General features: G+C 71.1%; 22 protein-coding genes. 8 read left to right on the top strand and 14 right to left on the bottom strand.

Going from position 1 to position 22029, the window contains the following annotated elements:
* Position 1: 1 nt before the first annotated feature.
* The 5 genes from mshC to ACIBH1_RS09445 all read right to left on the bottom strand — a co-directional run bounded on the left by mshC (position 2) and on the right by ACIBH1_RS09445 (position 4048).
* Positions 2-1213, bottom strand: coding sequence for a cysteine--1-D-myo-inosityl 2-amino-2-deoxy-alpha-D-glucopyranoside ligase (mshC, locus tag ACIBH1_RS09465; protein WP_397313190.1), 1212 nt, complete (start codon positions 1211-1213; stop codon positions 2-4).
* A complete protein-coding gene (locus ACIBH1_RS09460; protein WP_397313189.1) occupies positions 1182-1856 on the bottom strand; it encodes an NRDE family protein in 675 nt (224 codons plus the stop codon). Before ACIBH1_RS09460 ends, mshC begins: the two co-directional genes overlap by 32 nt.
* A 58-nt stretch (positions 1857-1914) precedes the next feature.
* Positions 1915-2685, bottom strand: a complete 771-nt coding sequence (locus ACIBH1_RS09455; protein ID WP_397313188.1) for an SCO1664 family protein — start codon at positions 2683-2685, stop codon at positions 1915-1917.
* A 100-nt stretch (positions 2686-2785) separates the two neighbouring features.
* Entirely contained in the window at positions 2786-3352 is a 567-nt protein-coding gene (locus tag ACIBH1_RS09450) for a DUF3090 domain-containing protein (RefSeq protein ID WP_397313187.1), read from the bottom strand.
* A 9-nt stretch (positions 3353-3361) separates the two neighbouring features.
* Positions 3362-4048, bottom strand: a complete 687-nt coding sequence (locus tag ACIBH1_RS09445) for an MSMEG_4193 family putative phosphomutase (protein ID WP_397313186.1) — start codon at positions 4046-4048, stop codon at positions 3362-3364.
* A 51-nt stretch (positions 4049-4099) separates the two neighbouring features.
* Here ACIBH1_RS09445 and ACIBH1_RS09440 point away from each other — a divergent pair, with 51 nt between their 5' ends.
* Together ACIBH1_RS09440 and ACIBH1_RS09435 are read left to right on the top strand one after the other, a co-directional pair.
* Positions 4100-5044, top strand: coding sequence for an aldo/keto reductase (locus ACIBH1_RS09440; RefSeq protein ID WP_397313185.1), 945 nt, complete (start codon positions 4100-4102; stop codon positions 5042-5044).
* A 112-nt stretch (positions 5045-5156) separates the two neighbouring features.
* Complete coding sequence (locus ACIBH1_RS09435; RefSeq protein ID WP_397313184.1) at positions 5157-6002, top strand: hypothetical protein; 846 nt, start codon at positions 5157-5159, stop codon at positions 6000-6002.
* Between the two features lie 413 nt (positions 6003-6415).
* Here the strand turns inward: ACIBH1_RS09435 and fabI are convergent, their stop codons facing one another.
* Complete coding sequence (fabI, locus tag ACIBH1_RS09430; RefSeq protein WP_397313183.1) at positions 6416-7180, bottom strand: enoyl-ACP reductase FabI; 765 nt, start codon at positions 7178-7180, stop codon at positions 6416-6418.
* Entirely contained in the window at positions 7181-7876 is a 696-nt protein-coding gene (gene fabG, locus ACIBH1_RS09425) for a 3-oxoacyl-ACP reductase FabG (RefSeq protein WP_397313182.1), read from the bottom strand.
* A gap of 77 nt (positions 7877-7953) precedes the next feature.
* On the opposite strand from fabG, the gene ACIBH1_RS09420 reads away from it, so the two are divergent.
* Together ACIBH1_RS09420 and ACIBH1_RS09415 are read left to right on the top strand one after the other, a co-directional pair.
* Entirely contained in the window at positions 7954-9447 is a 1494-nt protein-coding gene (locus ACIBH1_RS09420) for a TldD/PmbA family protein (RefSeq protein ID WP_397313181.1), read from the top strand.
* A gap of 64 nt (positions 9448-9511) precedes the next feature.
* Positions 9512-10882 carry a metallopeptidase TldD-related protein gene (locus tag ACIBH1_RS09415; protein WP_397313180.1) on the top strand — a complete coding sequence of 457 codons (1371 nt, stop codon included), beginning with the start codon at positions 9512-9514 and terminating at the stop codon, positions 10880-10882.
* Positions 10883-10928: 46 nt separating this feature from the next.
* Here the strand turns inward: ACIBH1_RS09415 and ACIBH1_RS09410 are convergent, their stop codons facing one another.
* Positions 10929-11951, bottom strand: a complete 1023-nt coding sequence (locus ACIBH1_RS09410) for a linear amide C-N hydrolase (RefSeq protein WP_397313179.1) — start codon at positions 11949-11951, stop codon at positions 10929-10931.
* A 10-nt stretch (positions 11952-11961) separates the two neighbouring features.
* Here ACIBH1_RS09410 and ACIBH1_RS09405 point away from each other — a divergent pair, with 10 nt between their 5' ends.
* Positions 11962-12387 carry a DUF3099 domain-containing protein gene (locus ACIBH1_RS09405; RefSeq protein ID WP_397313178.1) on the top strand — a complete coding sequence of 142 codons (426 nt, stop codon included), beginning with the start codon at positions 11962-11964 and terminating at the stop codon, positions 12385-12387.
* A 296-nt stretch (positions 12388-12683) separates the two neighbouring features.
* Here the strand turns inward: ACIBH1_RS09405 and ACIBH1_RS09400 are convergent, their stop codons facing one another.
* Positions 12684-13472, bottom strand: a complete 789-nt coding sequence (locus ACIBH1_RS09400) for an NTP transferase domain-containing protein (RefSeq protein ID WP_397313177.1) — start codon at positions 13470-13472, stop codon at positions 12684-12686.
* A gap of 128 nt (positions 13473-13600) precedes the next feature.
* On the opposite strand from ACIBH1_RS09400, the gene ACIBH1_RS09395 reads away from it, so the two are divergent.
* On the top strand, positions 13601-13762 hold the full coding sequence (locus ACIBH1_RS09395; RefSeq protein ID WP_397313176.1) for a hypothetical protein: 162 nt from the start codon (positions 13601-13603) through the stop codon (positions 13760-13762).
* A 362-nt stretch (positions 13763-14124) separates the two neighbouring features.
* On the opposite strand, the gene moaA is transcribed toward ACIBH1_RS09395, so the two are convergent.
* The 4 genes from moaA to ACIBH1_RS09375 form a co-directional block, all read right to left on the bottom strand.
* Positions 14125-15114, bottom strand: a complete 990-nt coding sequence (moaA, locus tag ACIBH1_RS09390; protein WP_397313174.1) for a GTP 3',8-cyclase MoaA — start codon at positions 15112-15114, stop codon at positions 14125-14127.
* Positions 15115-15247: 133 nt separating this feature from the next.
* Positions 15248-16435, bottom strand: coding sequence for an RtcB family protein (locus ACIBH1_RS09385; RefSeq protein ID WP_397313173.1), 1188 nt, complete (start codon positions 16433-16435; stop codon positions 15248-15250).
* A 150-nt stretch (positions 16436-16585) separates the two neighbouring features.
* Complete coding sequence (locus ACIBH1_RS09380; protein ID WP_397313172.1) at positions 16586-17065, bottom strand: hypothetical protein; 480 nt, start codon at positions 17063-17065, stop codon at positions 16586-16588.
* Between the two features lie 133 nt (positions 17066-17198).
* On the bottom strand, positions 17199-18356 hold the full coding sequence (locus ACIBH1_RS09375; RefSeq protein WP_397313171.1) for a hypothetical protein: 1158 nt from the start codon (positions 18354-18356) through the stop codon (positions 17199-17201).
* A 111-nt stretch (positions 18357-18467) separates the two neighbouring features.
* On the opposite strand from ACIBH1_RS09375, the gene ACIBH1_RS09370 reads away from it, so the two are divergent.
* Both ACIBH1_RS09370 and ACIBH1_RS09365 read left to right on the top strand, forming a co-directional pair.
* Positions 18468-19928, top strand: coding sequence for a peptide MFS transporter (locus ACIBH1_RS09370; RefSeq protein WP_397313170.1), 1461 nt, complete (start codon positions 18468-18470; stop codon positions 19926-19928).
* 6 nt (positions 19929-19934) lie between these two features.
* Positions 19935-20549: a trimeric intracellular cation channel family protein gene (locus ACIBH1_RS09365; RefSeq protein ID WP_397313169.1), complete on the top strand. Its 615-nt coding sequence runs from the start codon at positions 19935-19937 to the stop codon at positions 20547-20549.
* Positions 20550-20571: 22 nt separating this feature from the next.
* Here the strand turns inward: ACIBH1_RS09365 and ACIBH1_RS09360 are convergent, their stop codons facing one another.
* Positions 20572-21999: a PLP-dependent aminotransferase family protein gene (locus ACIBH1_RS09360; protein WP_397313168.1), complete on the bottom strand. Its 1428-nt coding sequence runs from the start codon at positions 21997-21999 to the stop codon at positions 20572-20574.
* Positions 22000-22029: the final 30 nt, after the last annotated feature.

Raw genomic sequence — 22029 nt, 5'->3', positions numbered from 1 at the left:
CCTACAGGGCGACCCCGAGCAGGGCGTCGAGCGTGTGGCGGACCAGGTCGGTGGAGTGCTCGCCGCCGCCCGACAGGGCGCGCTCGGCCCACTCGTCGACCGCCGCGAGCGCGCCCGGCGCGTCGAGGTCGTCGGCCAGCCGTTCGCGGACCGTGGCCAGCAGCTCCGTCGCGTCGGGGCCCCGCTCCCCCGCGACGGCGGCGCGCCAGACGGCCAGGCGCTGCTCGGCCGCCGCGAGCTGGTCGGGGGTGTACTCCCAGTCGGCGCGGTAGTGGTGGGCCAGCAGGACCAGGCGCACCGCCATCGGGTCGTGCTCGGCGCGCAGGCGCGAGACGAAGACCAGGTTGCCCTTCGACTTCGACATCTTCTCGCCGTCGAGGGCGACCATGCCGGCGTGGGTGTAGAAGCGGGCGAAGGGCCAGTCGCCGGTGGCGGCGTGGCCTTCCGAGGCGCCGCACTCGTGGTGCGGGAAGATCAGGTCGGAGCCGCCGCCCGCGACGTCGAAGCCGCCCCCGACGGTGTTCAGGGCGATGGCGGTGCACTCGATGTGCCAGCCGGGGCGGCCGCGGCCCAGAGGGCTGTCCCAGGCGGGCTCGCCCGGGCGCTCGGCCCGCCACAGCAGCCAGTCGAGCCGGTCGCGCTTGCCGGGCCGGCCGGGGTCGCCGCCGCGCTCGGCCGACAGCGCCAGCATCTCGGCCTCGGAGTAGCCGGACACCTCGCCGAACTTGGGAGCGTCGGCGCGGCTGAAGTAGACGTCGCCGTCGAGGGTGTAGGTGACCGGGCCCAGCCGCTCGACCAGCTCGACGACCTGGTCGATGACCTCGGTGACGCCCACGTAGTCGCGCGGCGGGAGCATGCGCAGGGCGACCATGTCGGAGCGGAACAGCTCGATCTCCCGCTCGGCCAGCTCGCGCCAGTCCTGGCCGGTCTGCTCGGCACGTTCCAGCAGCGGGTCGTCGACGTCGGTGGCGTTCTGCGTGTAGTGCACCTCGTGGCCGTTGTCGCGCCAGACACGGCCGACCAGGTCGAAGGCGAGGTAGGTGTTGGCGTGGCCCAGGTGGGTGGCGTCGTAGGGGGTGATGCCGCAGACGTACATCCGCGCCGTGGGACCGGGGTCGGTCTTCCGGACCTGGTGGGTCGCGGTGTCGAAGAGACGGAGCGGCACGGCGGCGCCGGGCAGGCTAGGGATGTGCGGAGCGGACCACGATCTCATGCTTTGAGCCTATCTGCCCTGACAGATCGCTGAACTCGTAGGCCCTGGGGGTGATGAGGGTGACCGAGAGGGAGGCGAAGACGCGGCCGTCGGGAAGCGGATGGCGCAGGATGAGGGCGTCGGCCGCGCTGGAGGGCTCCAGGTCGGCGACGGGCCACCAGTCGTCGCCCGCGGCCAGGAAACGGGGCAGATGGGTGCGGACCCGGGGGCTGTCGGGATCGAGGCCGGAGTTGACGATCATGGCGGTGTCGCCGGGCAGGGTGGTGACGGCCAGGCCGCTGCCGTCCCACGACCACAGGCGGGAGGTCGTCAGGTCGGTGACGATCAGATGGAACGGGTCGTAGCGGGCCAGGTCGACGTCGGGCAGCTCACCGGCGACGACGGCGCGCAGGGGCAGATCGCCGCGGGAGACGCGCACGGTGTCGGGGGCGGGCACGCCGTGGTTGTTGAGCAGCGCGGCGACCCGCCAGGAGTCGCCGAGCGGAAGGACGGCCAGCCAGGTGCCGCCCGCCTTGAGGTCGCGGCCGCCGAGCACGCCGGGGTACTCCTCGGGCCAGTGCTTGCCCGGCCCCTCCCAGGGCCGGTCGGCGAGTTCGTCGCGGATCCCCATGAGGAGACCCGGCTTGATGATCACAGTGCACATGTGCGGTCCTTGAGCTCGGCCAGGCGATGCCCAGGTGGAACGGGGTGGAGAGGGAGGCTCAGATGGGCGGCCAGGGAACGGCCGGCCAGTCCTTGGAGGGATAGGGGTGCAGGCCGGTGTCGAGCAGCCGCCTGACCCGCAGCCAGGTGGCCTCGACCTCGGCCAGGGTGAGCAGCTCGCGCAGGCGGCGTCCGAGGGCCCCGGACTCCAGGTCGCGCTCGAGCACCGCCAGGGTCTCCAGCGCCTCCCTGGTCAGGGCCTTGCCGCGCCACTGCCACAACACGGTGCGCAGTTTGTCCTCGGCGGCGAAGCAGACGCCGTGGTCGACGCCGTAGACGTGCCCGTCGGGCTGGGGCAGCAGGTGGCCGCCCTTGCGGTCGGCGTTGTTGACGACGGCGTCGAAGACCGCCATGCGGCGCAGCGCCGGATGGCGGCTGCGCACCAGCGCCATCAGGTCGGTCTCCTCTTCGGTGTCGATCCACAGCTGGCACATGCCGGGGCCGAAGGGGCCCTCGCGGTGGACGGTGGGCGGCACGATGCGCCATCCGATGGCACGGGAGACCTCGAAGGCGGCGACCTCGCGGGCGGCCAGGGTGCCGTCGGGGAAGTCCCACAGCGGCCGTTCGCCGCGCACCGGCTTGTAGACGCAGGCGGCCGTGGTGGCGCCCAGCGTGATCGAGCAGTAGAGCGTCATGTTGGTGGCTTCGACCAGGCGGCCGACGACTTCCATGCGCCCGTGCGTCAGGAGCTCGAGCGTCTCGGAGTCGGGCAGCCCGGACAGGGTCGGCGGCGGGCTGAGTGCGGGCTCGCTCTCCGGCGCGCTGCTCACCGGCCACCCCCCTTTCCGTGAACCGTCGTGATCCCAGCAAACCACGACATCGGCACTGCCTTCGAGATGTCCGTGGCCTCCTCTCCAGAGAACACCCCGCTCATGAGGCCAGCTCACCTCCGCGGTAGCCGTTCAGCCTCACGCAGATGTGTCCTTCGGCGTCGAGCGGTTGCGCGCACAGCGGGCACGGCGGGCGTCCGGCGGCGACGAGGTCGAGCGCCCGGCGGGTGAACGCGCGGGCCGCGCCGGGGCTGATGCGCACCCGGAGCACCTCGCGGTCGGAGAAGACGTCGGGATCGTCTCCGAGGTCGTCCTCGCCGGGGACCAGCTCGCGCGCCTCGATGATCACCTGGGCGGAGTTCTCGTCCCAGGCCAGCGACATCGTGCCGACCCGGAAGTCCTCCTCTATCGGCTGATCGAGCGGGCCGTTGTCGAGCAGGTCGGCGGGGGCCATCGCGGGCACCGGCGCGGTGCCGCCCGACAGGCGCAGCACCTCGTCGAGCATCTCGTCGAGCCTGCCCGCCAATGCCGCCACCTGCAGCTTCTCCAGCGCTACCGTCGTCAGTCTGCCCTCTCCTCTGGCCTGCAGGAAGAACGCTCGCGAGCCCGGCTGCCCCACGGCACCGGCCACGAACCGCTCGGGTTGGTCGTAGTCGAACACCGGCATAGCCTGACCTTACGTGGTTCCCGATCCGCCCCCGACGGCGGCATCGCTCCCGGAGAGGTTTTCTCCCCCGTCTTTCTCCTCCGAACCCTCGGGAAGCCGCAATTCCCCCATGTCGTTAAGTTTGAGGACAAAGGGGCGCATGGGGGTGTAGCGAATCACCGTCAAGGCCGCCGGATCTGCGGCGATCCGCTGAAATCCATCCAGGTGCAGGCCGAGCGCGTCGGCCACGATCGACTTGATCACGTCGCCATGGCTGCAGACGAGGTAGACACCCTTCCCCCCGAACCGCTCGTTCCACTCCCGCACGGCGCGCACCGCGCGCGCCTGCATGTCGGGAATCGACTCCCCGCCGGGGAAGGTCACCGCGCTCGGGTGGGCCTGCACCACGCCCCAGAGCGGCTCCTTGGCCAGTTCCTTCAGCTCCCGCCCGGTCCAGTCGCCGTAGCCGCACTCCACGAACCGTTCGTCGGTCTCCAGGGCCAGGCCGCGCCCCTCGGCGACCGCGGCGGCGGTCTCCTGGCAGCGCTCCAGCGGGCTGGAGACGATGGCGTCCAGCCGTACGGAACGGATGCGCTCGGCGAGCGCGGCGGCCTGGGCCCGCCCCGCCTCGCTCAGGTGCACTCCGGGCATCCGCCCGGCCAGCACCGGCCCCGTCAGATCGGTCAGCCCATGGCGGGCCAGCAGCAATGTCGTCACACGGCAAAGTATGGCCAGCCGAGGAGGCCGGTGGCGTAATCTAGCCGGATCATGGAACAGCGTTATGTCGGCCGCAGCGGCCTGTCGGTGTCCCGGCTCGGACTGGGCACCATGACCTGGGGGCGGGACACCGATCCGGACGAGGCCGGAGCGCAGCTGCGCACGTTCGTGGAGGCCGGCGGCACGCTGGTCGACACCGCCGACGTCTACACGGGGGGCGACGCCGAGCGGCTGCTCGGGCAACTGCTGCGCGACGCGGTGCCGCGCGGCGAGATCGTGGTGTCGACCAAGGCCGTGGTGACCCCCAGCGGGTGGCGCCAGCGCGACGCCTCCCGGCGGCACCTGCTGGCCGCAGTCGACGCGTCGCTGGCCCGGCTCGGGCTCGACTACGTCGATCTGTGGCAGCTGCACACCTACGACGCCGAGGTGCCGCTGGAGGAGACGCTCGCCGCGGTCGACGCGATCGTCGACTCGGGGCGGGCAGTGTACGCCGGGGTGTGCGACTACGCCGGATGGCAGCTGGCCGCCGCGGCCACCGCCCAGCGGGCCGTGCCGGGCCGTACGCCGATCACCTCGGCGCAGGTGGAGTACTCCCTGCTGGCCCGGGAGGTCGAGCGCGAGGTGCTGCCGGCCGCCGACCACGTCGGGGCGGGCGTGCTGGCCTGGTCGCCGCTGGGCCGCGGCGTGCTGACCGGCAAGTACCGCACCGGCATCCCGGCCGACTCGCGGGCGGCGACGCCGCATTTCGTCGATTTCGTCCGGCCCTACCTCGACGAGCGCTCCCGGCGGGTGGTGGAGTCGGTCATGACGGCCGCCGACGGGCTGGGCCGCTCGCCGCTGGCGGTGGCGTTGTCGTGGGTGCGCGACCAGCCGGGCGTCTCCTCGGCGATCGTGGGCGCCCGCACCCACGCCCAGCTCGCCGCCATCCTGCAGGCCGAGGATCTGGAGTTGCCCAGGGAGATCCGCGAGGCCCTCGACGACGTCTCCTCTTTCTAGAACGAGAGTCCCACTCGCGTATCACTAGTCGATACCGAATCGCAACTTTCCGCGGGTAGCGACTGGCTTGTCCACGAAGATTTCTCCGACGACGGCATTGAGGGGAGAGCGGATGCGACGCACGGCCGGGGTTCTGGCGCTCGCCCTTGCGGCGATCACGCTGGGAGCCGCGCCGGCGGTGGCGTCCTCGCCCGACTGCGAGCAGGGCGGCGGCCTGCTCGGCTCGGTCACCGGAGGCCTGTGCGAGCTGGTCGACGGCGTCACCGACACGGTCGACGACCTCACCGGCGACACCCTCGACCCGGTCACCGACGCCGTCGACGAGACCGGCGAGACCGTCAACGACACGCTCGGCGAGGCCGCGCCCACGGGCACGCCGCAGCCGTCGGCGACGCCCGAGACGGAGCAGCCGAGCCCCAGCGGCTCCCCCGAGCCCGACGGCCTGCTGCCCACCGTGCTCGAAGACGTGTGCCTGCCCGTGCTGGCCTGCAAGGACCAGGGCGTGCTGCCGAGTCTCACCGGCCGCCCCACCCCGCCGCCGAGCGACAAGCTCCGTCCGACCGCCGAGCCCTCTCCCAGCGCCACCGAATCCGGCGCGGCCAAGCTCATGCCGTCGGCGCCGCAGACCCCGCCGGCGAGCGAGCCGTACCTCATGAACACCACCGAGCACACGATCGAGCCGCCGCCCGCCGACCCGGAGCAGAGCGGCGTGGAGCTGCTGCTGCCCTTCCCGCTCATCGAACACCTGGGCAGGCCACTCAACGACCGCCAGGTCGTGCGGCCGAGCGAGAGGAGCTCCGACATCGTGGGCACAGCGCTGACCGCCGCCCTCCTCGGCTCGGCCGCGCTGGCCACCCACATCGCGCAGAAACGCCGCAGGCGCGAGGAGGAGCCGGCCTCCATCCCGTTCGAGCCGATCCGCGTCGGAGGCCGCCACCGGCTCGCCGGGGAAGCGTGATCAGCAGTCCCATCGCGGTGACCACGGAGCCCGGACTCCGAGGCAAGCTCGGCTTCACCACGCGTACACAGATCACGTCGTGGATCGCCGGCCGGCGCTGAGCCGTACATACCGCGCACTGCATGGCCGGATGGTCAGCACGGCGCATGGCACGCGCGGCGGGCCCGCCTAGGGTCGGAAGTGGCCGGTCCGGGGGTCCCACAGGCCCACGCCGACCGGGCCGGCCGCCCCAGGCCGCATGCCTGCGTCGCGCTCCGAGGAGGGGCGGGGTCCGCGACGACGGCATGCGGCCGCCCGCCGAGGCCGGGGCGGGCATGCGGGCGCCTGTCACGACTACGGGCTGACCGTGGCGCCAAGCCGCGGCCCGCCGCGCTCGGTGTGGCGGCGGCGGGCTGTGGGCGGATGAGCCGGGGTCAGGCGCCGATGGCGTGCACGCCGCCGTCGACGTGGACGATCTCGCCGGTGGTGGCGGGGAACCAGTCGGACATCAGCGCCACGACCGCCTTGGCGGCCGGGACGGTGTCGGCCAGGTCCCAGCCGAGCGGGGCCTTCTCGGGCCAGCTGTCCTCGAACTCCTTGAAGCCCGGGATGGACTTGGCGGCCATGGTGCGCAGCGGACCGGCCGAGACCAGGTTGACGCGGATGCCCTGCTTGCCCAGGTCGCGGGCGAGGTAGCGGTTGGCCGACTCCAGGCCCGCCTTGGCCACGCCCATCCAGTCGTAGACCGGCCAGGCCTTGGTGGCGTCGAAGTCGAGGCCGACGACCGAGCCGCCCTCCTTCATGAGGGGCAGGCAGGCCACGGCGAGCGACTTGAAGGAGTAGGTCGACACGTGCAGGGCCGTGGCGACGTCCTCCCAGGAGGTGTTGAGGAAGTTGCCGCCCAGAGCGCTCTGCGGGGCGAAACCGATGGAGTGCACGACGCCGTCGAGTCCGTCGACGTGCTCGCCCACGCGGGCGGCCAGGCTGTCGAGGTGGTCGGTGTTCTGCACGTCGAGCTCCAGCACCGGCGCCGGCTGGGGCAGCCGCTTGGCGATGCGCTCGACCAGGCTGAGGCGGCCGAAGCCGGTCAGCACGACCTGGGCGCCCTCCTCCTGGGCGATCTTGGCCACGCTGAAGGCGATGGAGGCGTCGGTGAGGACGCCGGTCACGAGGATGCGCTTGCCGTCGAGGATGCCCATTTAGTGTCCCATTCCGAGTCCGCCGTCGACGGGGATGACCGCGCCGGTGATGTAGGAGGCGTCGTCACTGGCCAGGAAGCGCACGACGCGCGCGATCTCCGCCGCCTCGGCCTGGCGGCCGAGCGGGATGTTCTTGACGATGGCCTCGCCGTCGAGCTCGGCGGTCATGTCGGTCTTGACGAAACCGGGCGCGACCACGTTGACGGTGATGCCGCGCGAGCCGTACTCGCGCGCCAGAGACCTGCCGAAGCCCACCAGGCCGGCCTTGGAGGCGGCGTAGTTGGCCTGCCCGGCCTGGCCCGACAGGCCCACGACCGAGGAGATGAGGATGATGCGCCCCCGCTTGAGCTTCATCATCGGACGGATCGCCCGCTTGGCGACCCGGTAGGCGCCGGTCAGGTTGGCGTCGACGACCTCGGTGAAGGTCTCCTCCTTCATCATCGCCAGCAGGGTGTCCTTGGTGATGCCGGCGTTGGAGACCAGCACCTCGACGGGGCCCTGCTCGGCCTCGACCTTGGCGAAGGCGGCGTCGACGTCTTCACTGCTGGTCACGTCGCAACGGACGCCGAACAGGCCCTCGGGGGGTTCGCCCGAGCGGTAGGTGACGGCGACGGAGTCGCCGTTCGCGGCCAGTTCGCGGGCGATCGCGAGCCCGATGCCGCGATTGCCGCCGGTGACGAGTACGGAGCGTGCCATAGGTCCAGACGCTATCTGCTACCCACCGGTAACCAGTTGTCCGGGTGGGACAAGATCCCACCGTTAGGATCGTGGGCATGCGCCAGATCGATGACGATTTCCGCTCGCTCCCGTTGCGGCAGCTGGCCGACGCCGCGCTGCAACGCGCACGCGAGCTGGGTGCCGAGCACGCCGACTTCCGCCTCGAACGCATCAGGGCCGAGACCCTGAGCCTGTACGACGCCCGCCTCGAGGGCGCCATGGACGCCGACGACCTGGGCCTGGCGGTCCGCGTCGTCAAGGACGGCACGTGGGGCTTCGCCTCCGGCGTGGAGCTGACCCCCGAGGCGGCCGTGCGCGTGGCCGAGCGCGCGGTGCGGGTGGCCGAGGTGAGCAAGCCGATCAACCGCGAGCCGATCGAGCTGGCCCCCGAGCCGTCGTACGGCGAGGCCGTCTGGGTCTCCGGCTACGAGGTCGACCCGTTCGAGGTGCCGCAGAGCGAGAAGGTCGCGCTGCTGGCCGACTGGTCGGCGGGGCTGCTGAAAGGCGTCGACCACGTCAGCGCCCGGCTGCTGCAGGTCAAGGAGCAGAAGTTCTACGCCTCCTCCGAGGGCACCAGCACGCTGCAGCAGCGGGTGCGCCTGCACCCGGAGCTGAACGCGGTCAAGATCGGGCCGAACGGCTTCGACGACATGTCGACCATCGCGCCGCCGGTCGGGCGCGGCTACGAATACCTGACGGGCACCCACTGGGACTGGCAGGCCGAGCTGGCCGAGCTGCCGACGCTGCTGGCCGAGAAGCTGGCCGCGCCGAGCGTCGAGGCGGGCTCCTACGACCTGGTCATCCACCCGTCGAACCTGTGGCTGACCATCCACGAGTCGATCGGCCACGCCACCGAGCTCGACAGGGCGCTGGGCTACGAGGCCGCCTACGCGGGCACCTCGTTCGCCACCTTCGACCAGCTCGGCTCGCTGGTGTACGGCTCGCCGATCATGAACGTCACCGGCGACCGCACCGTCGAGCACGGCCTGGGCTCCATCGGCTACGACGACGAGGGCGTGCGGACGCAGAGCTTCGACCTGGTCAAGGACGGCATCCTGGTCGGCTACCAGCTCGACAGACGCATGGCGCTGATGCAGGGCCTCGGCCGCTCCAACGGCTGCGCCTTCGCCGACTCCCCCGGCCACATGCCGATGCAGCGCATGGCCAACGTGTCGCTGCAGGCCGCCCCCGACGGGCCCTCCACCGAGGAGCTCATCTCGCGGGTGGGCAACGGGCTCTACATCGTCGGCGACAAGAGCTGGTCGATCGACATGCAGCGCTACAACTTCCAGTTCACCGGCCAGCGGGCCTTCCGCATCCAGGACGGCCGCCTGGCCGGTCAGGTGCGCGACTTTGCCTACCAGGCGACCACCACCGACTTCTGGGGCTCCATGGAGGCCGTCGGCGGTCCGCAGACCTACGTCCTGGGCGGCGCGTTCAACTGCGGCAAGGGCCAGCCCGGCCAGGTCGCCCCGGTCAGCCACGGCTGCCCGTCGGCGCTGTTCAGGGACGTCCGGATTCTCAACACGGTGCAGGAGGGCGGCAAGTGAACGAGCTTGTCGAGTTCACCAGTAAGCACAGCAGCCTAGCTCTTGGCCCGACGAAGGAGGGCCGATGAGCTCCCAGGGGATGGTCGAGAAGGCGCTGGAGCTGTCGCGCGCCGATGACTGCGTGGTCATCGCCGAGCACACCTCCACCGCCAACCTGCGCTTCGCGGGCAACACGCTGACCACCAACGGCACCTCCGAGTCGACCCGCGTCACCGTGATCTCGGTGGTGGGGCGCTCGGCCGCCGTGGTGTCGCGCTCCGCCGTACGGGAGGACCAGCTCGAGGAGCTGGTCGCGGCGGCCGACCAGGCCGCGCGGGAGGCCCAGCCGGCCGACGACGCGGGGCCGCTGGTGACCGGCGGCGAGCAGTCCCCCGGGTGGGCGCGGCCGGTCGAGCCGACCGGCATCGAGGTGTTCGAGAGCTTCGCCCCGGCGCTCGGGCGCGCCTTCGCGGCGGCCGAGTCGGGCGGCAGGAGGCTGTACGGCTTCGCCGAGCACATCGTCACCTCGACCTTCGTCGGCACCTCCAGCGGGCTGCGGCTGCGCCACGACCAGCCGACCGGGCGGCTGGAGCTCAACGGCAAGTCGGCCGACCTCAAGCGCTCGGCGTGGACGGGCGTGCACACCCGCGACTTCACCGACGTCGACGTGTTCGCCCTCGACGAGGCGCTGGCCACGCGGCTGGAGTGGGCGCGCACCCGTGTCGAGCTGCCCGCCGGGCGCTACGAGACGTTGCTGCCGCCGAGCGCGGTGGCCGACCTGATGATCTACATGTACTGGTCGGCGGGGGCGCGCGACGCCCTCGACGGGCAGAGCGTCTTCAGCAGGTCAGGCGGCGGCACCCGCGTCGGCGAGCGGTTGTCGCCGCTGCCGGTGCGCCTGTTCAGCGACCCGGCCGCGGCCGGGCTGGAGTGCGCGCCGTTCAACGTCGTGCACGCCTCGGGCCGCGACTCGTCGGTGTTCGACAACGGCCTGCCGATGACGGCGACCGACTGGATCGCCGACGGCGAGCTGCGGGCGCTGCGCCAGACGCGTCACTCGGCCGGGCTGAGCGGCCTGCCGGTGACGCCGGGCATCGACAACCTGCTGATGTCCGGCGCGGAGGGCGGCCGGTCGCTGGAGGAGATGATCGCCTCCACCGAGCGAGGGCTGCTGCTGACCTGCTTGTGGTACATCCGCACGGTCGACCCGCAGACGCTGCTGCTGACCGGGCTCACGCGCGACGGCGTGTACCTGGTGGAGAACGGCACCGTGGTGGGCGAGGTCAACAACTACCGCTTCAACGAGAGCCCCGTCGACCTGCTGGGGCGCGTCACCGAGGTGGGCAGGAGCGAGCCGACGCTGCCGCGCGAGTGGAACGACTACTTCACCCGCACGGTCATGCCGACGTTGCGCGTGCCCGACTTCAACATGTCGACGGTGAGCCAGGCGAGCTGACCCCGGGCGATCGGGGGCACGCGGCGGAGCGGTCCGCCGCGTGCTCTCAGGGGGTGCCCGCGAGGGTGAGCTTGTGCACGCGCTCCCAGCGCATGATCGTGACCAGGTCGGCCGTCAGCCGTTCGAGGTCGTAGACGATGCTCCAGCGGGTGTGGGCCTGGGCGACGCTCTTGAGGAGCTCCAGCCCACTCGCGCCCGTCGGCAGGCCCTCGGCCAGGGTGCGGTAGCGGCGGTCGGCCAGGCGGTCGGCCTGCTGGGTGCCGATCATGGTGATGTTGGTCAGGATCTTGTCCTCGACCACGTGCAGCCCGTCCTTGGCGTACTCCACCACCACCGAGCGGCCGGAGCGGTCGGCGATCAGGTAGTGCACCTGGGGGCCTCCGCCGAAGTCGAGGGTGTAGCGGCGCATGAGCTCGACGGCCTCGTCGACGGTGGCGGCGCGGTCGAGCACCAGCCGGATGATGCGCAGGTCCGACACGGTCGGCTTGCCCGCGGCGGGCGGGAGCTCGACGGTCGGGGTGGAGGCCAGGCCGATGGCCAGGCCCTTCTCGTTCATGCCGTCGAAGGGCGCCAGGACCGCGTGGGCCAGGCGGCGGCGGTCGGACGGGAGCGTGAGGTCGGCGGGGTCGCGGTCGCCGAGGACGTAGAAGACGTCGACCACCGACAGGGAGGCGTAGCCGTCGGGCGGGTCGGCGCGCACGACCATGGCCGGGTTGGGGTTCCAGTCGAAGTTGCGGCCGTACTCCAGGCCCCCGGCCGTCTTCCTGACGAACAGCGAGCACGCCCAGCCGTCCTGGTCGCGGGCCAGCTCCTCCGGCAGCAGGGGCGCCTCGGCGTCGTAGCCGCCGTGGTAGGTCATCTCGTACATGGGCATGTCGTCGAGCTGGCGCAGGCTCTTCCAGGTGCGGGTCATCTGCTCGGGTGTCTGCTTCAGCAGCCCGGCGGCCTGGGCCGCCTGCTGCGCGGGTGCGGGTGGCTGTTGCGCGGGTGGCTGTTGCGCGGGTGGCGCGCAGGCCGTCAGGGCCAGGACGGCTGACGCGAACGCTGCGGCAGTACGGCGAAGCCTCACGTTCACGAGTGTGTCATCCCGCGGCCGTACCAGGAAGCCCGCGACGGGGACCACCGGGGCCGCCCGATACGTTCGAACCGTCGTATCGGCACGGTCGCGGGTGAGGCGTAGGGTGAAAGACGTGAGGGGCTGGAGCAGGAAACCGATCGTCCATCAGGTGACGGACGCTCAGTCGTCGCTGTCCGACGACATCGGCCGCCGGGAGAAGCGGTACCTCATCCAGATGGGCATCCGGACTCTCTGCCTGATCCTCGCGGTCGTGGTGCCGTTGCCGTGGCCGTACCGCTTGCTGTTCATCGCGGGTGCGATCTTTTTGCCCTACATAGCCGTTATCGGAGCGAACGAGAGGGGCAATGATGTCCCTCCCCCGACGTTTCACACACCAGAAGCTAACCAAAGCGAGATACCACGCCATCGACGCGAGATCGGGTCGTGACTAAGTCTTGACGCATCCCACGGGTTGTAGGTGTACGCTTTAGCCAAGTGCTCCGGTCCCCCGTCGGAGCACTGGTGCCGGCGTTCCGGGCCCCCGTCGGAACGCCGATGACGCGACGCCGGGTGGTTTGCCCCCGTAACCACCCGGCGTCGCCCCTTTTTACGGAATATTTCGTTAGACGAAGTGTCCAAGAACCCCTGGTAGGGACACTTTCCCGAAATCGTTTACAGCCTCACGCACAGAAAACTCACAGCCAATCTTCAGGTTCCGCTTGACGGCTGGAGTTTCGTGAGGTCTCAGCCGTCAGTCAGGGTCTCCATGGTCGTCCGCTCCCAGTTGCGGGCCAGCGTCGTCAGCCTCGCCACCGCGTCCTCCGGGGCCGTCCCCGCACCCTGCGCCAGGCCGAGCAGGTAGGCGGTGAGCGGCGCGGCCGGACGGGCCACGCCGTGAGCGACATCCTTGGTCAGGTTCAGGATCAGGTCCCGGTCCACGGTCGCCGGGTCCACGCCCAGTTCCTTGCAGGCCAGCGCGGTCCACTCGGCTAGGACGTTCATACGTGCCTCCTGAAGATCGTCGACGGTGTCGCAGTCGAACCACGGGCGGCCCTCCAGGGCCAGCCTCCGCGGGTTGAGCGGAGCCATGAGCCCTTTGAGGCTTTGGCCCTGATACGCCCTGAGAGCCCCTGAGAGCGCCCGGGTGTCCCAGACACCCGCGAGCCACTGATCGCGGCCCTCCTCGTCCACCAGAAGCGCGTGCGGAGCGGCCTGCGCACGCAGGGCCCGCACATGCTCGGCGCGCAGGAACGGCAGATCGGCCGCCAGCAACGCCACCGCGGGCGCCGTCGCCAACGGCAACGCCGCCCTCAACGCCGCCACCGGGCCCGCCCCCGGAGGGTCCTCCCGGGCGAAGACCACCCCGCCGAGCTCCCGCTCCGGACCCACGACGATCACCTTGCCGGCATCGGCCACCGCATCGGCCACCCGCCGCACCAGGCTCCTGGAGCCGACCAGCTCACCCGGCTTGTCGGCGCCCGCCATCCGCCTGGCCCGGCCGCCGGCGAGGATGATCGCGTCATAGGGGATCACACGCCACAGGCTACTTCGCCCCACCCACCCGGGCCCGCCCCCGGCCCGCGTTTCCCCCGCGCTCCTTCGCCACGCGCAGGTACGGCTGGCCGACAACGTCCGCCGATCGACCCTTGAGGAGCGCGGCCTTGGAGATCCACGAGCTGGTGTGCCGCGTCACGGCGGCCCGCCCCGCCCGCCGGCCGACCGTCTCCCTGGACAGGGCCCAGCCCCGTGCGGCGGGCGGGGGTGACCCACGCTTGCCGTACGGCATGCGGGAGGGGACGGCGGGGCTCGGCGGGCACGCCTGAGTACGGCGGGCTCACCTGAGTACGGCGGGCTCGCCAGGCGCGGCGAGGGCGCGGTCAGGAAGACCCCGGACGGCGAGCTACGGGCAGCGAGCTTGGCGGCACGCGTCGATCAGCGAGCGGCGCGTAGGGCGGCCCAACCGCCCAAGGCCGGCATCGGGCGGTCCGCCGCCGATCGCGGCCATCACCCGGGCCGGCCACGCACAGCCGACATCACCGGGTGAGCCGCCGATCGCGGCCATCACGCGGGACGGCCACGAGCAGCCGAAGTCGCCCGAGTCGGCGGCCGATCGCGGCCCTCACGCGGCCGAAGTCACCCGAGTCAGCCGCCGATCGCGGCCATCAAGCAGCCGAAGTCGCCCGGGTCAGCCGCCGATGGCGGACATCGGGCGGGATGGCTGGAGGAAGGACGGGTCGTCGATGCCGTGGCCGGCGCGCTTGCCGCGGACGGCGGCGAGCCAGCGTTCGGCCAGTTCGGCGTCCGACGCCCCCGCCCGCATCGCGCCGCGCAGGTCGGACTCCTCAGTGGCGAACAGGCAGTTGCGCACCTGCCCGTCGGCGGTCAGGCGGACGCGGTCGCAGGCTCCGCAGAAGGGCCGCGTCACCGACCCGATGACGCCGACGCGCGCGGGCCCGCCGTCGACGAGGAAGCGCTCGGCCGGGGCGCTCCCCCGGTCCTCGCGGTCGTCGGGCGTCAGGTCGAACGAGGCAGACAGCAGTTCGAGGATCTCGTCGGCGGTGACCATGGAGGCGCGGTCCCACCCGTGCTGGGCGTCGAGCGGCATCTGCTCGATGAAGCGCAGTTCGTACCCCTGCTCCAGGCAGAAGCGCAGCAGCGGCACGGCCTCGGGCTCGTTGATGCCGCGCATGAGCACGGCGTTGACCTTGACCGGCCGCAGCCCGGCCTCGTGCGCGGCGCGCAGCCCGGCGATGACGTCGTCGAAGCGGTCGCGGTGGGTGAGGCGCTTGAAGTGGTCGCGGTCGAGGGTGTCGAGCGAGACGTTGACCCGGTCGAGCCCCGCCTCGGCCAGCGCGGGCGCCATGCGGGCCAGGCCGATGCCGTTGGAGGTGATCGAGATCTGCGGCCGGGGCCGCAGCAGCGCGGTGCGCCGGACGATGTCGACCACCTCGCGGCGCACCAGCGGCTCGCCGCCGGTGTAGCGGACCTCGGTGATGCCGAGGCGCTCGACGCCGATGGTGACGAGCCTGACGATCTCGTCGGCGGTGAGCAGCTGCGCGTTGGGCAGCCAGTCGAGCCCCTCGGGAGGCATGCAGTAGGTGCAGCGCAGGTTGCACTTGTCGGTGAGGGACACCCGCAGGTCAGTCGCCACCCGTCCGAACGAGTCTCGCAACATGCGGCCTCACCTCCTGTTCACGTAGAGCTGTGGAGGCCACCCTACGACGCGCCACCGACAGCTCCCAAAAACGGTGTCTCACCCACCAAGAACCCGCGCCGGCTGCGCGGGATTCCTTGGCGGATCCGACAATTCACCCCTTGATGGAGATCAGCTGGCGCAGATGCGCGACGACCTCGACGAGATCGGTCTGCGCCGCCATCACGTCCTCGATGTTCTTGTACGCGCCGGGGATCTCGTCGATGACGCCCGCGTCCTTGCGGCACTCGACGCCGAACGTCTGCTCCTCGAGGTCCTTGACGGTGAAGGTCTTCTTCGCCTTGGTCCTGCTCATCTTGCGTCCCGCGCCGTGCGATGCGGAGTTGAACGCCGCGCCGTTGCCCAGGCCCTTGACGATGTAGGTGCCGGTGGCCATCGAGCCGGGGATGATGCCGAGCTCGCCGCCGCCGGCGCGGATCGCTCCCTTGCGGGTGACGAGCACGTCGACGCCGTCGTAGCGCTCCTCGGCCACGTAGTTGTGGTGGCAGGAGATGGTCTGCTCGAAGGCGATGTTCGGCAGGTGGCGCCGGAGCACGTCGCAGATCAGGCCCATCATGAGGGCGCGGTTGCGGCGGGCGTAGTCCTGCGCCCAGTACAGGTCGCGCCGGTAGGCGTCCATCTCGGGCGTGCCGCCCAGGAAGACCGCCAGGTCGCGGTCGACCAGGCCCTGGTTGTGGCTGAGCTTGCGGGCGATGCCGATGTGGTGCTCGGCCAGTTCCTTGCCGATGTTGCGCGAGCCGGAGTGCAGCACGATCCAGACGAAGTCGTCGCCGTCGGCGCAGACCTCGAGGAAGTGGTTGCCGCCGCCCAGGGTGCCCAGTTGCACCTCGGCGCGGTCGCGGCGGGCGTGTACGGCAGGCGCCAGGTCGTCGAAGCCCTTCCAGAACTCCGCCCAGCCCGAGCCCTTCATCCCGTGGATCTTGGTGGGGTCGACGGGACGCTTGTGGTGGCCGAAGCCGACCGGAACCGCCTGCTCCAGCTTGGAGCGCAGGTAGGCGAGGTTGTCGGGCAGTTGCGAGATCTTGTACGTGGTCTTGACCGCGCTCATCCCGCACCCGATGTCGACGCCGACGGCGGCCGGCGAGACGGCCTCGCGCATCGCGATGACGGAGCCGACCGTCGCGCCCTTGCCGTGGTGGACGTCGGGCATCACGGCGACGCCGTGGACCCACGGCAGGTTCGCCACGTTGCGAAGCTGCTGCATCGCCTGCTGCTCGACCGTGTGCGGATCCGCCCACATGCGGAGGGGATGCCTGGTCCCCTCAACCTCCGTGTACGCCATCTCTGTCGCCTCCTTCCCGGAACGTCCGTCGTTGAACGTGATCAATGACGCCAGACCCGTACGGGGGGTCGCAACTCTATTTCTGTCCGGAAAGACGAAAAAACCCGGCGTCGAGCCGGGTTTTTTCGCAGGCGTGAATCGCGCCTGACCTCAGTGGCGGTGACCGTAGACCTTGACCCAGTCACGGCCCTCGCTGCCCTCGAGGTACCTGGAACCCTCGAAGACCGCGCGCCAGGTGCCGGAGACGTAGGCGGTCTCCTCGGTGTAGAAGTAGCCGTTACGGTCGGTACGGACCGTGTCGACGTAGTGCCACTTGTGCGAGCCGGCAGGCTGGAAGAGGATCACGACCTTCTTCCACCCCAGCCGGTGCCAGCGCTCGTCGTCGTCGCACTTGTCGGAGTTGAAGACCGCGACGATGCCGTCGATGTAGTCCTCGTCGCACTCCACCGAGAGCTTGCCCTGGAGCGACAGGTCGGCGCCCCTGCGGATCGGCTCGGGTCCGGCGTCGAAGCTGAGACTGGTGTTGCCGTCATAGCCGTGGGTGGCTGCCGACGCCGGTGCTGCCGCGCCCGCGAGCACGGCGGCGCCCAGCGCCGCTGCGGCGGCCCCGGCGGCGAGACGTCTCATCATGAAGGAATTCCTCTCCCCGTCGTCTTACAGGCCCGTGTGGGCCTACGGCCAACGACGCTCAACGGTAAAGAATTGTTGCCGGATTGCAGATCACAATCCGGCAACAGCCGTCAAAACTGGGAGTTTTATACGGTTATCGACCGATTTTCAGCACTGTGCTGGATTTTTCGGCATAGTGGGCGCTTCCTGTGTAGCGGATCTGCCACCAGCCCCTGGCGCGGCCGGAGACCGTGCGGGAGAAGCCGCCGTCGCGGCGCGTGGTGGCGGTGCCCGCGGCCGTCCACTCCTGGCTGCGCGGCCTGCGGTGCAGGATCTCCAGGCGGGTCCCGGCGAAGGGCGCGTAGTCGGTGTAGCCCTTCGGGTCGACGCGGTTGAGCGCGCCGCTGAGCCGTACGGCCTTGACGCCGCGGACCCTGGCGGCCCGGACGGAGGTCAGCCGGGTCTCGCGGCGCAGGGTGAAGGTCGAGTAGGCGACGGCTCTGACGCCGGTCTCGGTGCGGGCGGTGGCGGTGATCGTCCAGACGCCGGTCGGGTAGAAGCGGTTGAGCCCGCGGGCGGGGAGGAAACGCCAGGTTTCCCAGTCGCCGGGGGCCATGGCGTGGCGCATGACGGTGGCGGCCATGGGCTCGGCGTGCGGCGCGGGACCCGCTGCGGCGACCCGGGCGGCAGTGGCGGCGGCGGGGTCCTCGGTGGGGTGACTGGCGGCAGGGTCGGGGCGGGTGGCGTCGGGCGAGGGCGACGGCGACGGCGAGGGCCCGGTGGGCGACGGGGTGGCGGACGCGGCAGGTGACGGGTGGTGGGCCGGACGCGGCGACTCGTCGGGCACGGGCTGAGCGGGTGAGGAATGAGGCGAGTCGCCCGACTTCCCTGATGAGCGACCCGGTGACATGGAGGGCGAAACGGGCGGCGGGTCCGACGGTGGTTCCGACGGTGGCTCCGAGGGCGGTTGCGACGGTGGTTCTGAAGGCTCCACCCCGCCCGTCCACGTGACAGGCTCCTGGGGCGGCGGCGTCGGGTCGGGTTCTGGCGAGATCACCGGTTCCGGCAGCGGGGAGGCCCCCTTGGGCGGCCTGCCGGGCGCCACGTCGATGGTGACCCCGTCCTCCCCCTCGGCGCCCCTGGCGATGACGTCGATCACCAGCCGCACCGAGCCACTGGGACCGACAACCGGCTCGACCGGCCGGATGATGATCTCCTTGATGGCCGGCTCGGCGAGCGCGGCAGCCGGGCCCGGCAGGGGCGCGGCGAGCGTCCCCACAGCCAGCGAGGCGAGCAGTACTCGATTGGTCATGTTCGAGACGCTAGGAAGCGTCCGGTAATGCCCCAGCACATGACACGCGCCCCGGTTGGCAAAGCTCGCCACACTGATCACGTAGAGTAGTGGATCAGCTACAAAGGGGGCATGGTGACATCCGAGCGCACGTTCTTCGGTCACCCGTGGGGCCTGGCCACGCTGTTCGGCACCGAGATGTGGGAGCGGTTCAGCTACTACGGCATGCGTGCCATCCTCGTGCTGTTCCTGACCGCCCCCGCGGCGCGCAACGGCATGGGGCTCGACGACGCCACGGCCGCCGGGCTGTACGGCATCTACGTCGGCGCCGTCTACCTGACCGCGCTGGCGGGCGGCTGGGTCGCCGACCGGCTGTTCGGCGCGCGGCGCACGGTGCTGTACGGCGGTTTCGTCATCATGTGCGGCCACATCAGCCTGGCGGTGCCGTCGAACGGGGTGACCGTCTGGCTGGGCCTGTGCCTGATCGCGTTCGGCAGCGGCCTGCTCAAGGGCAACATCTCCACGATGGTCGGCGAGCTGTACCGCGACAGCCCCGACCGCCGGCGCGACGCCGGGTTCGCCCTGTTCTACCTGGGTGTGAACCTGGGCGCGTTCCTGGGCATCCTGATCGTGCCGATGATCGCCCCCGCCGACGGCGACACCTGGCATCGCGGCTTCAGCCTGGCCGCGATCGGCATGGCCCTGGGCCTGGTGCAGTACGTCCTGGGCCGCAAGTCGCTCAAGGGCGCGGGCGCCGAGCCGACGCACCGCCTGACCTCCGCCGAGCGTGCCCGCTTCCTGCGCGTCCTGCTGCTGTCGGTGCTGGCCGTGGTGGCCGTGCTGCTGCTGTGGTGGTGGAGCGGCACGTTCACGCTGTCGCGTTTCACGCTGGCCTTCACGATCGTGTGCGCGGTGGTGCCGATCGCCTACTTCGCGTTCCTGTTCCGCTCGCCCGAGGTGACCGCCGCCGAGCGGGTCAAGCTGCGGGCCTACGTGTGGCTCTTCCTGGCCGCCGCGATCTTCTGGATGATCTACGACCAGGCGGGCAGCGCGCTGACCTTCTTCGCCGCCGACAACACCGACCTCAACGTCTTCGGCGTGTCGATCGATCCCGGCCAGGTCTCGAACGTCAACTCCATCGCGATCATCGCGCTGTCGCCGGTGTTCTCCAAGATCTGGGACAGGTACGGCGACCGCATCAGCATCCCGGCCCGTTTCGCGGTCGCGCTGGTGCTGGTCGGCGCGAGTTTCGTGGTCATGTCGGTCGCCTCGATCCAGGCCTCCGACGGCACCAAGGTCAGCATCCTGTGGCTGACCACGACCTACCTCGTCCAGACCGTCGGCGAGCTGTTCCTCAGCCCGGTGGGCCTGTCGGTGACCAACAAGCTGGCGCCCAGGGCGTTCCTGAGCCAGATGATGGGCGTGTGGTTCCTGGCCACCGCGCTGGGCGACTCGATCGGCGGCCAGATGTACAAGCTCACCACCGTCGTCTCGATGCCCGTGTACTACTTCAGCCTGGCGATGTCGGCCGTGGTGGCGGGACTGCTGCTGTTCGTGTTCGTCAAGAGGGTGAAGGCCCTTATGGGAGACTAGGTCCCCGTGTCCGAACTGCTGGATCTCGTCGGGATCTTCGTCTTCGCCCTGACCGGCGCCCTGATGGGCGTGCGCAAACGCCTCGACGTGGTGGGCATGCTGGTCCTGGCGGAGATCACCGCCCTCGGCGGCGGTGTGCTTCGCGACCTGGTCCTCAACGTGCCGCCCACCGCCTTCCAGAGCCTGGGCTACATCCTGACCCCGGTGCTGGCGACCGTGATCGTGTTCTTCTGGCACCCGCACGTCACCAAGGTGCTCCCGGCGATCATGGTGCTCGACGCGGCGGGGCTCGGGCTGTTCTGCGCGGTCGGCACCGAGAAGGCGCTCACGTACGGGCTCAGCCCCCTGCACGCGTGCGTGCTCGGGGTGATGACGGCGGTCGGGGGCGGCATCCTGCGCGACATCCTGGCGGGCGAGATCCCGACGCTGCTGTACGACCGGCAGCTGTACGCGGTGCCCGCGATGGTGGGCGCGGCCCTGCGGGCGGTGCTGTTCGAGGTGCACCTGCAGGGCTGGGTGACCACGCTGGCGGCGGCCACGGTGGCCTTCCTGCTGCGCATCGCGGCGATGCGGCGCGGCTGGCGGGCCCCGCTGGCCAAGGGCGTCAGGCCGCAGGACTGAGGCGTGAGCACCGAATCCTGCGTCACACCATCGGGCTGACCCGCTCCAGCTCGCGGGTTCCCGCCGGCGCCGACGAGCGGGCCTCGGCGATGTGCCGCACCGCCTCCACGAGGACCTGCGGAGGCTGGGTGTACGGCAGGCGCAGGTAACCGTCGAGCGTGCCGTCGACCCCGAACCACGGTCCTGGCGCGAGCCGTACCCCGCGGGCGAAGGCCGCCTCGGCCAGCTCGACCCCGCTCTCGCCTGCCAGCCACATCCACAACGACCCGCCGCCCGCGGGCACGGTGAAGCGCCACTCGGGCAGACGGGCGCGCAGCTCGGCGGCCAGCACGTCGCGGGAGGCGCGCAGGGTGCGGCGGCGCTCGGCGCGGGTCTCCTCGATCCGGTCGAACAGCGCGGCCACGATCAGCTGCTCCAGGACGGGAGCGGCGAGGTCGACAGCGGAGCGGTGGGTGGCCAGGCGGCGGATCAGCGCGGCTCCCGCGCGGATCCAGCCGATACGCAGGCCGCCCCACCACAGCTTGGAGGCCGAGCCGATGCTGATGACGCGGTTGTCGGTGTCGAAGGCGGCCATGGCGCTCGCCGGGGGCACCTCGTCGAGGGCCAGTTCCACCCAGGTCTCGTCGACCATGATCGTGGTGCCGGAGCGGCGGGCCTGCCCGACGATCTCGGCCCGGACGGCGTCGGGCATGAGCGCGCCGGTCGGGTTCTGGAAGTCGGGGATGAGGTAGGCCAGGCGCGCGGCCGACTGGCGCATCGCGCATGTGACCAGGTCTGCCTGCCAGCCGTCGGCGTCGATGCCGACGGGCACGACGCGGGCGCCGCGGGCCCGCACGGCGTCGATGATGTGCGGGTAGGTCGGCGACTCCAGCAGGACCGGGTCGCCCTGGTTCACCAGCAGGCTCGTCACCAGGTGCTGGGCGGCCTGGGCGCCGCCGGTGACGAGGATCTGCTCGGGCCGGGTGGCCAGGCCGCGCGCGGTGTAGCGGGCGGCGATGCGCTCGCGCAGGACGGCCAGGCCCATGGGCTCGTAGCCGGTGCCCATGGCGTATCTGGGCAGCTGCGCGACGGCCTCCTCGATCGCGGCGGGCAGCTGGGAGGGCGCGGCGGGGGCGGCGGCGTGCAGCTGCAGCATGCCGTCGCCGTCGATCGTCAGCCAGGGGTTGTCGGCGGTGGTGGCCGGGTCGGGCAGCGCCGTGCGGCTGCCGCTACCCTGGCGGCTGTCGACGTAGCCGCGCTCGCGCAGCAGGTCGTAGGCGGAGGTCACGGTGGTACGGCTGACGCCGAGGGTTTCGGCCAGGTGCCGCTCGGCGGGAAGGCGCACGTTCACGGGGATGCGGCCGTCCATGATGAGCCGGCGCAGTTCGTCGGCCAGGGCGCGATAGTACGGCCTGGGCCGGGGACCCGCGGAGACAAGCCTGGCCACCTGGGCGGCGCTGAGGTATCTCATCAGACCACTTTCCCGAATTGGACCTGTATT

The sequence above is a fragment of the Nonomuraea sp. NPDC050663 genome (assembly GCF_044456985.1).
In the GTDB taxonomy this organism is placed as follows: domain Bacteria; phylum Actinomycetota; class Actinomycetes; order Streptosporangiales; family Streptosporangiaceae; genus Nonomuraea.
Note: the sequence above shows the minus strand (reverse complement) of the source record. Positions and strands in the feature narration are given on the sequence as shown.

Bases quoted from the DNA above. Each gene is read 5' to 3' on its own strand.
- mshC (WP_397313190.1), bottom strand. From the start codon at position 1,213: ATGAGATCGTGGTCCGCTCCGCACATCCCTAGCCTGCCCGGCGCCGCC.
- ACIBH1_RS09460 (WP_397313189.1), bottom strand. From the start codon at position 1,856: ATGTGCACTGTGATCATCAAGCCGGGTCTCCTCATGGGGATCCGCGAC.
- ACIBH1_RS09450 (WP_397313187.1), bottom strand. From the start codon at position 3,352: ATGCCGGTGTTCGACTACGACCAACCCGAGCGGTTCGTGGCCGGTGCC.
- ACIBH1_RS09440 (WP_397313185.1), top strand. From the start codon at position 4,100: ATGGAACAGCGTTATGTCGGCCGCAGCGGCCTGTCGGTGTCCCGGCTC.
- ACIBH1_RS09435 (WP_397313184.1), top strand. From the start codon at position 5,157: ATGCGACGCACGGCCGGGGTTCTGGCGCTCGCCCTTGCGGCGATCACG.
- fabI (WP_397313183.1), bottom strand. From the start codon at position 7,180: ATGGGCATCCTCGACGGCAAGCGCATCCTCGTGACCGGCGTCCTCACC.
- fabG (WP_397313182.1), bottom strand. From the start codon at position 7,876: ATGGCACGCTCCGTACTCGTCACCGGCGGCAATCGCGGCATCGGGCTC.
- ACIBH1_RS09420 (WP_397313181.1), top strand. From the start codon at position 7,954: ATGCGCCAGATCGATGACGATTTCCGCTCGCTCCCGTTGCGGCAGCTG.
- ACIBH1_RS09415 (WP_397313180.1), top strand. From the start codon at position 9,512: ATGAGCTCCCAGGGGATGGTCGAGAAGGCGCTGGAGCTGTCGCGCGCC.
- moaA (WP_397313174.1), bottom strand. From the start codon at position 15,114: ATGTTGCGAGACTCGTTCGGACGGGTGGCGACTGACCTGCGGGTGTCC.
- ACIBH1_RS09385 (WP_397313173.1), bottom strand. From the start codon at position 16,435: ATGGCGTACACGGAGGTTGAGGGGACCAGGCATCCCCTCCGCATGTGG.
- ACIBH1_RS09380 (WP_397313172.1), bottom strand. From the start codon at position 17,065: ATGATGAGACGTCTCGCCGCCGGGGCCGCCGCAGCGGCGCTGGGCGCC.
- ACIBH1_RS09375 (WP_397313171.1), bottom strand. From the start codon at position 18,356: ATGACCAATCGAGTACTGCTCGCCTCGCTGGCTGTGGGGACGCTCGCC.
- ACIBH1_RS09370 (WP_397313170.1), top strand. From the start codon at position 18,468: ATGGTGACATCCGAGCGCACGTTCTTCGGTCACCCGTGGGGCCTGGCC.
- ACIBH1_RS09360 (WP_397313168.1), bottom strand. From the start codon at position 21,999: ATGAGATACCTCAGCGCCGCCCAGGTGGCCAGGCTTGTCTCCGCGGGT.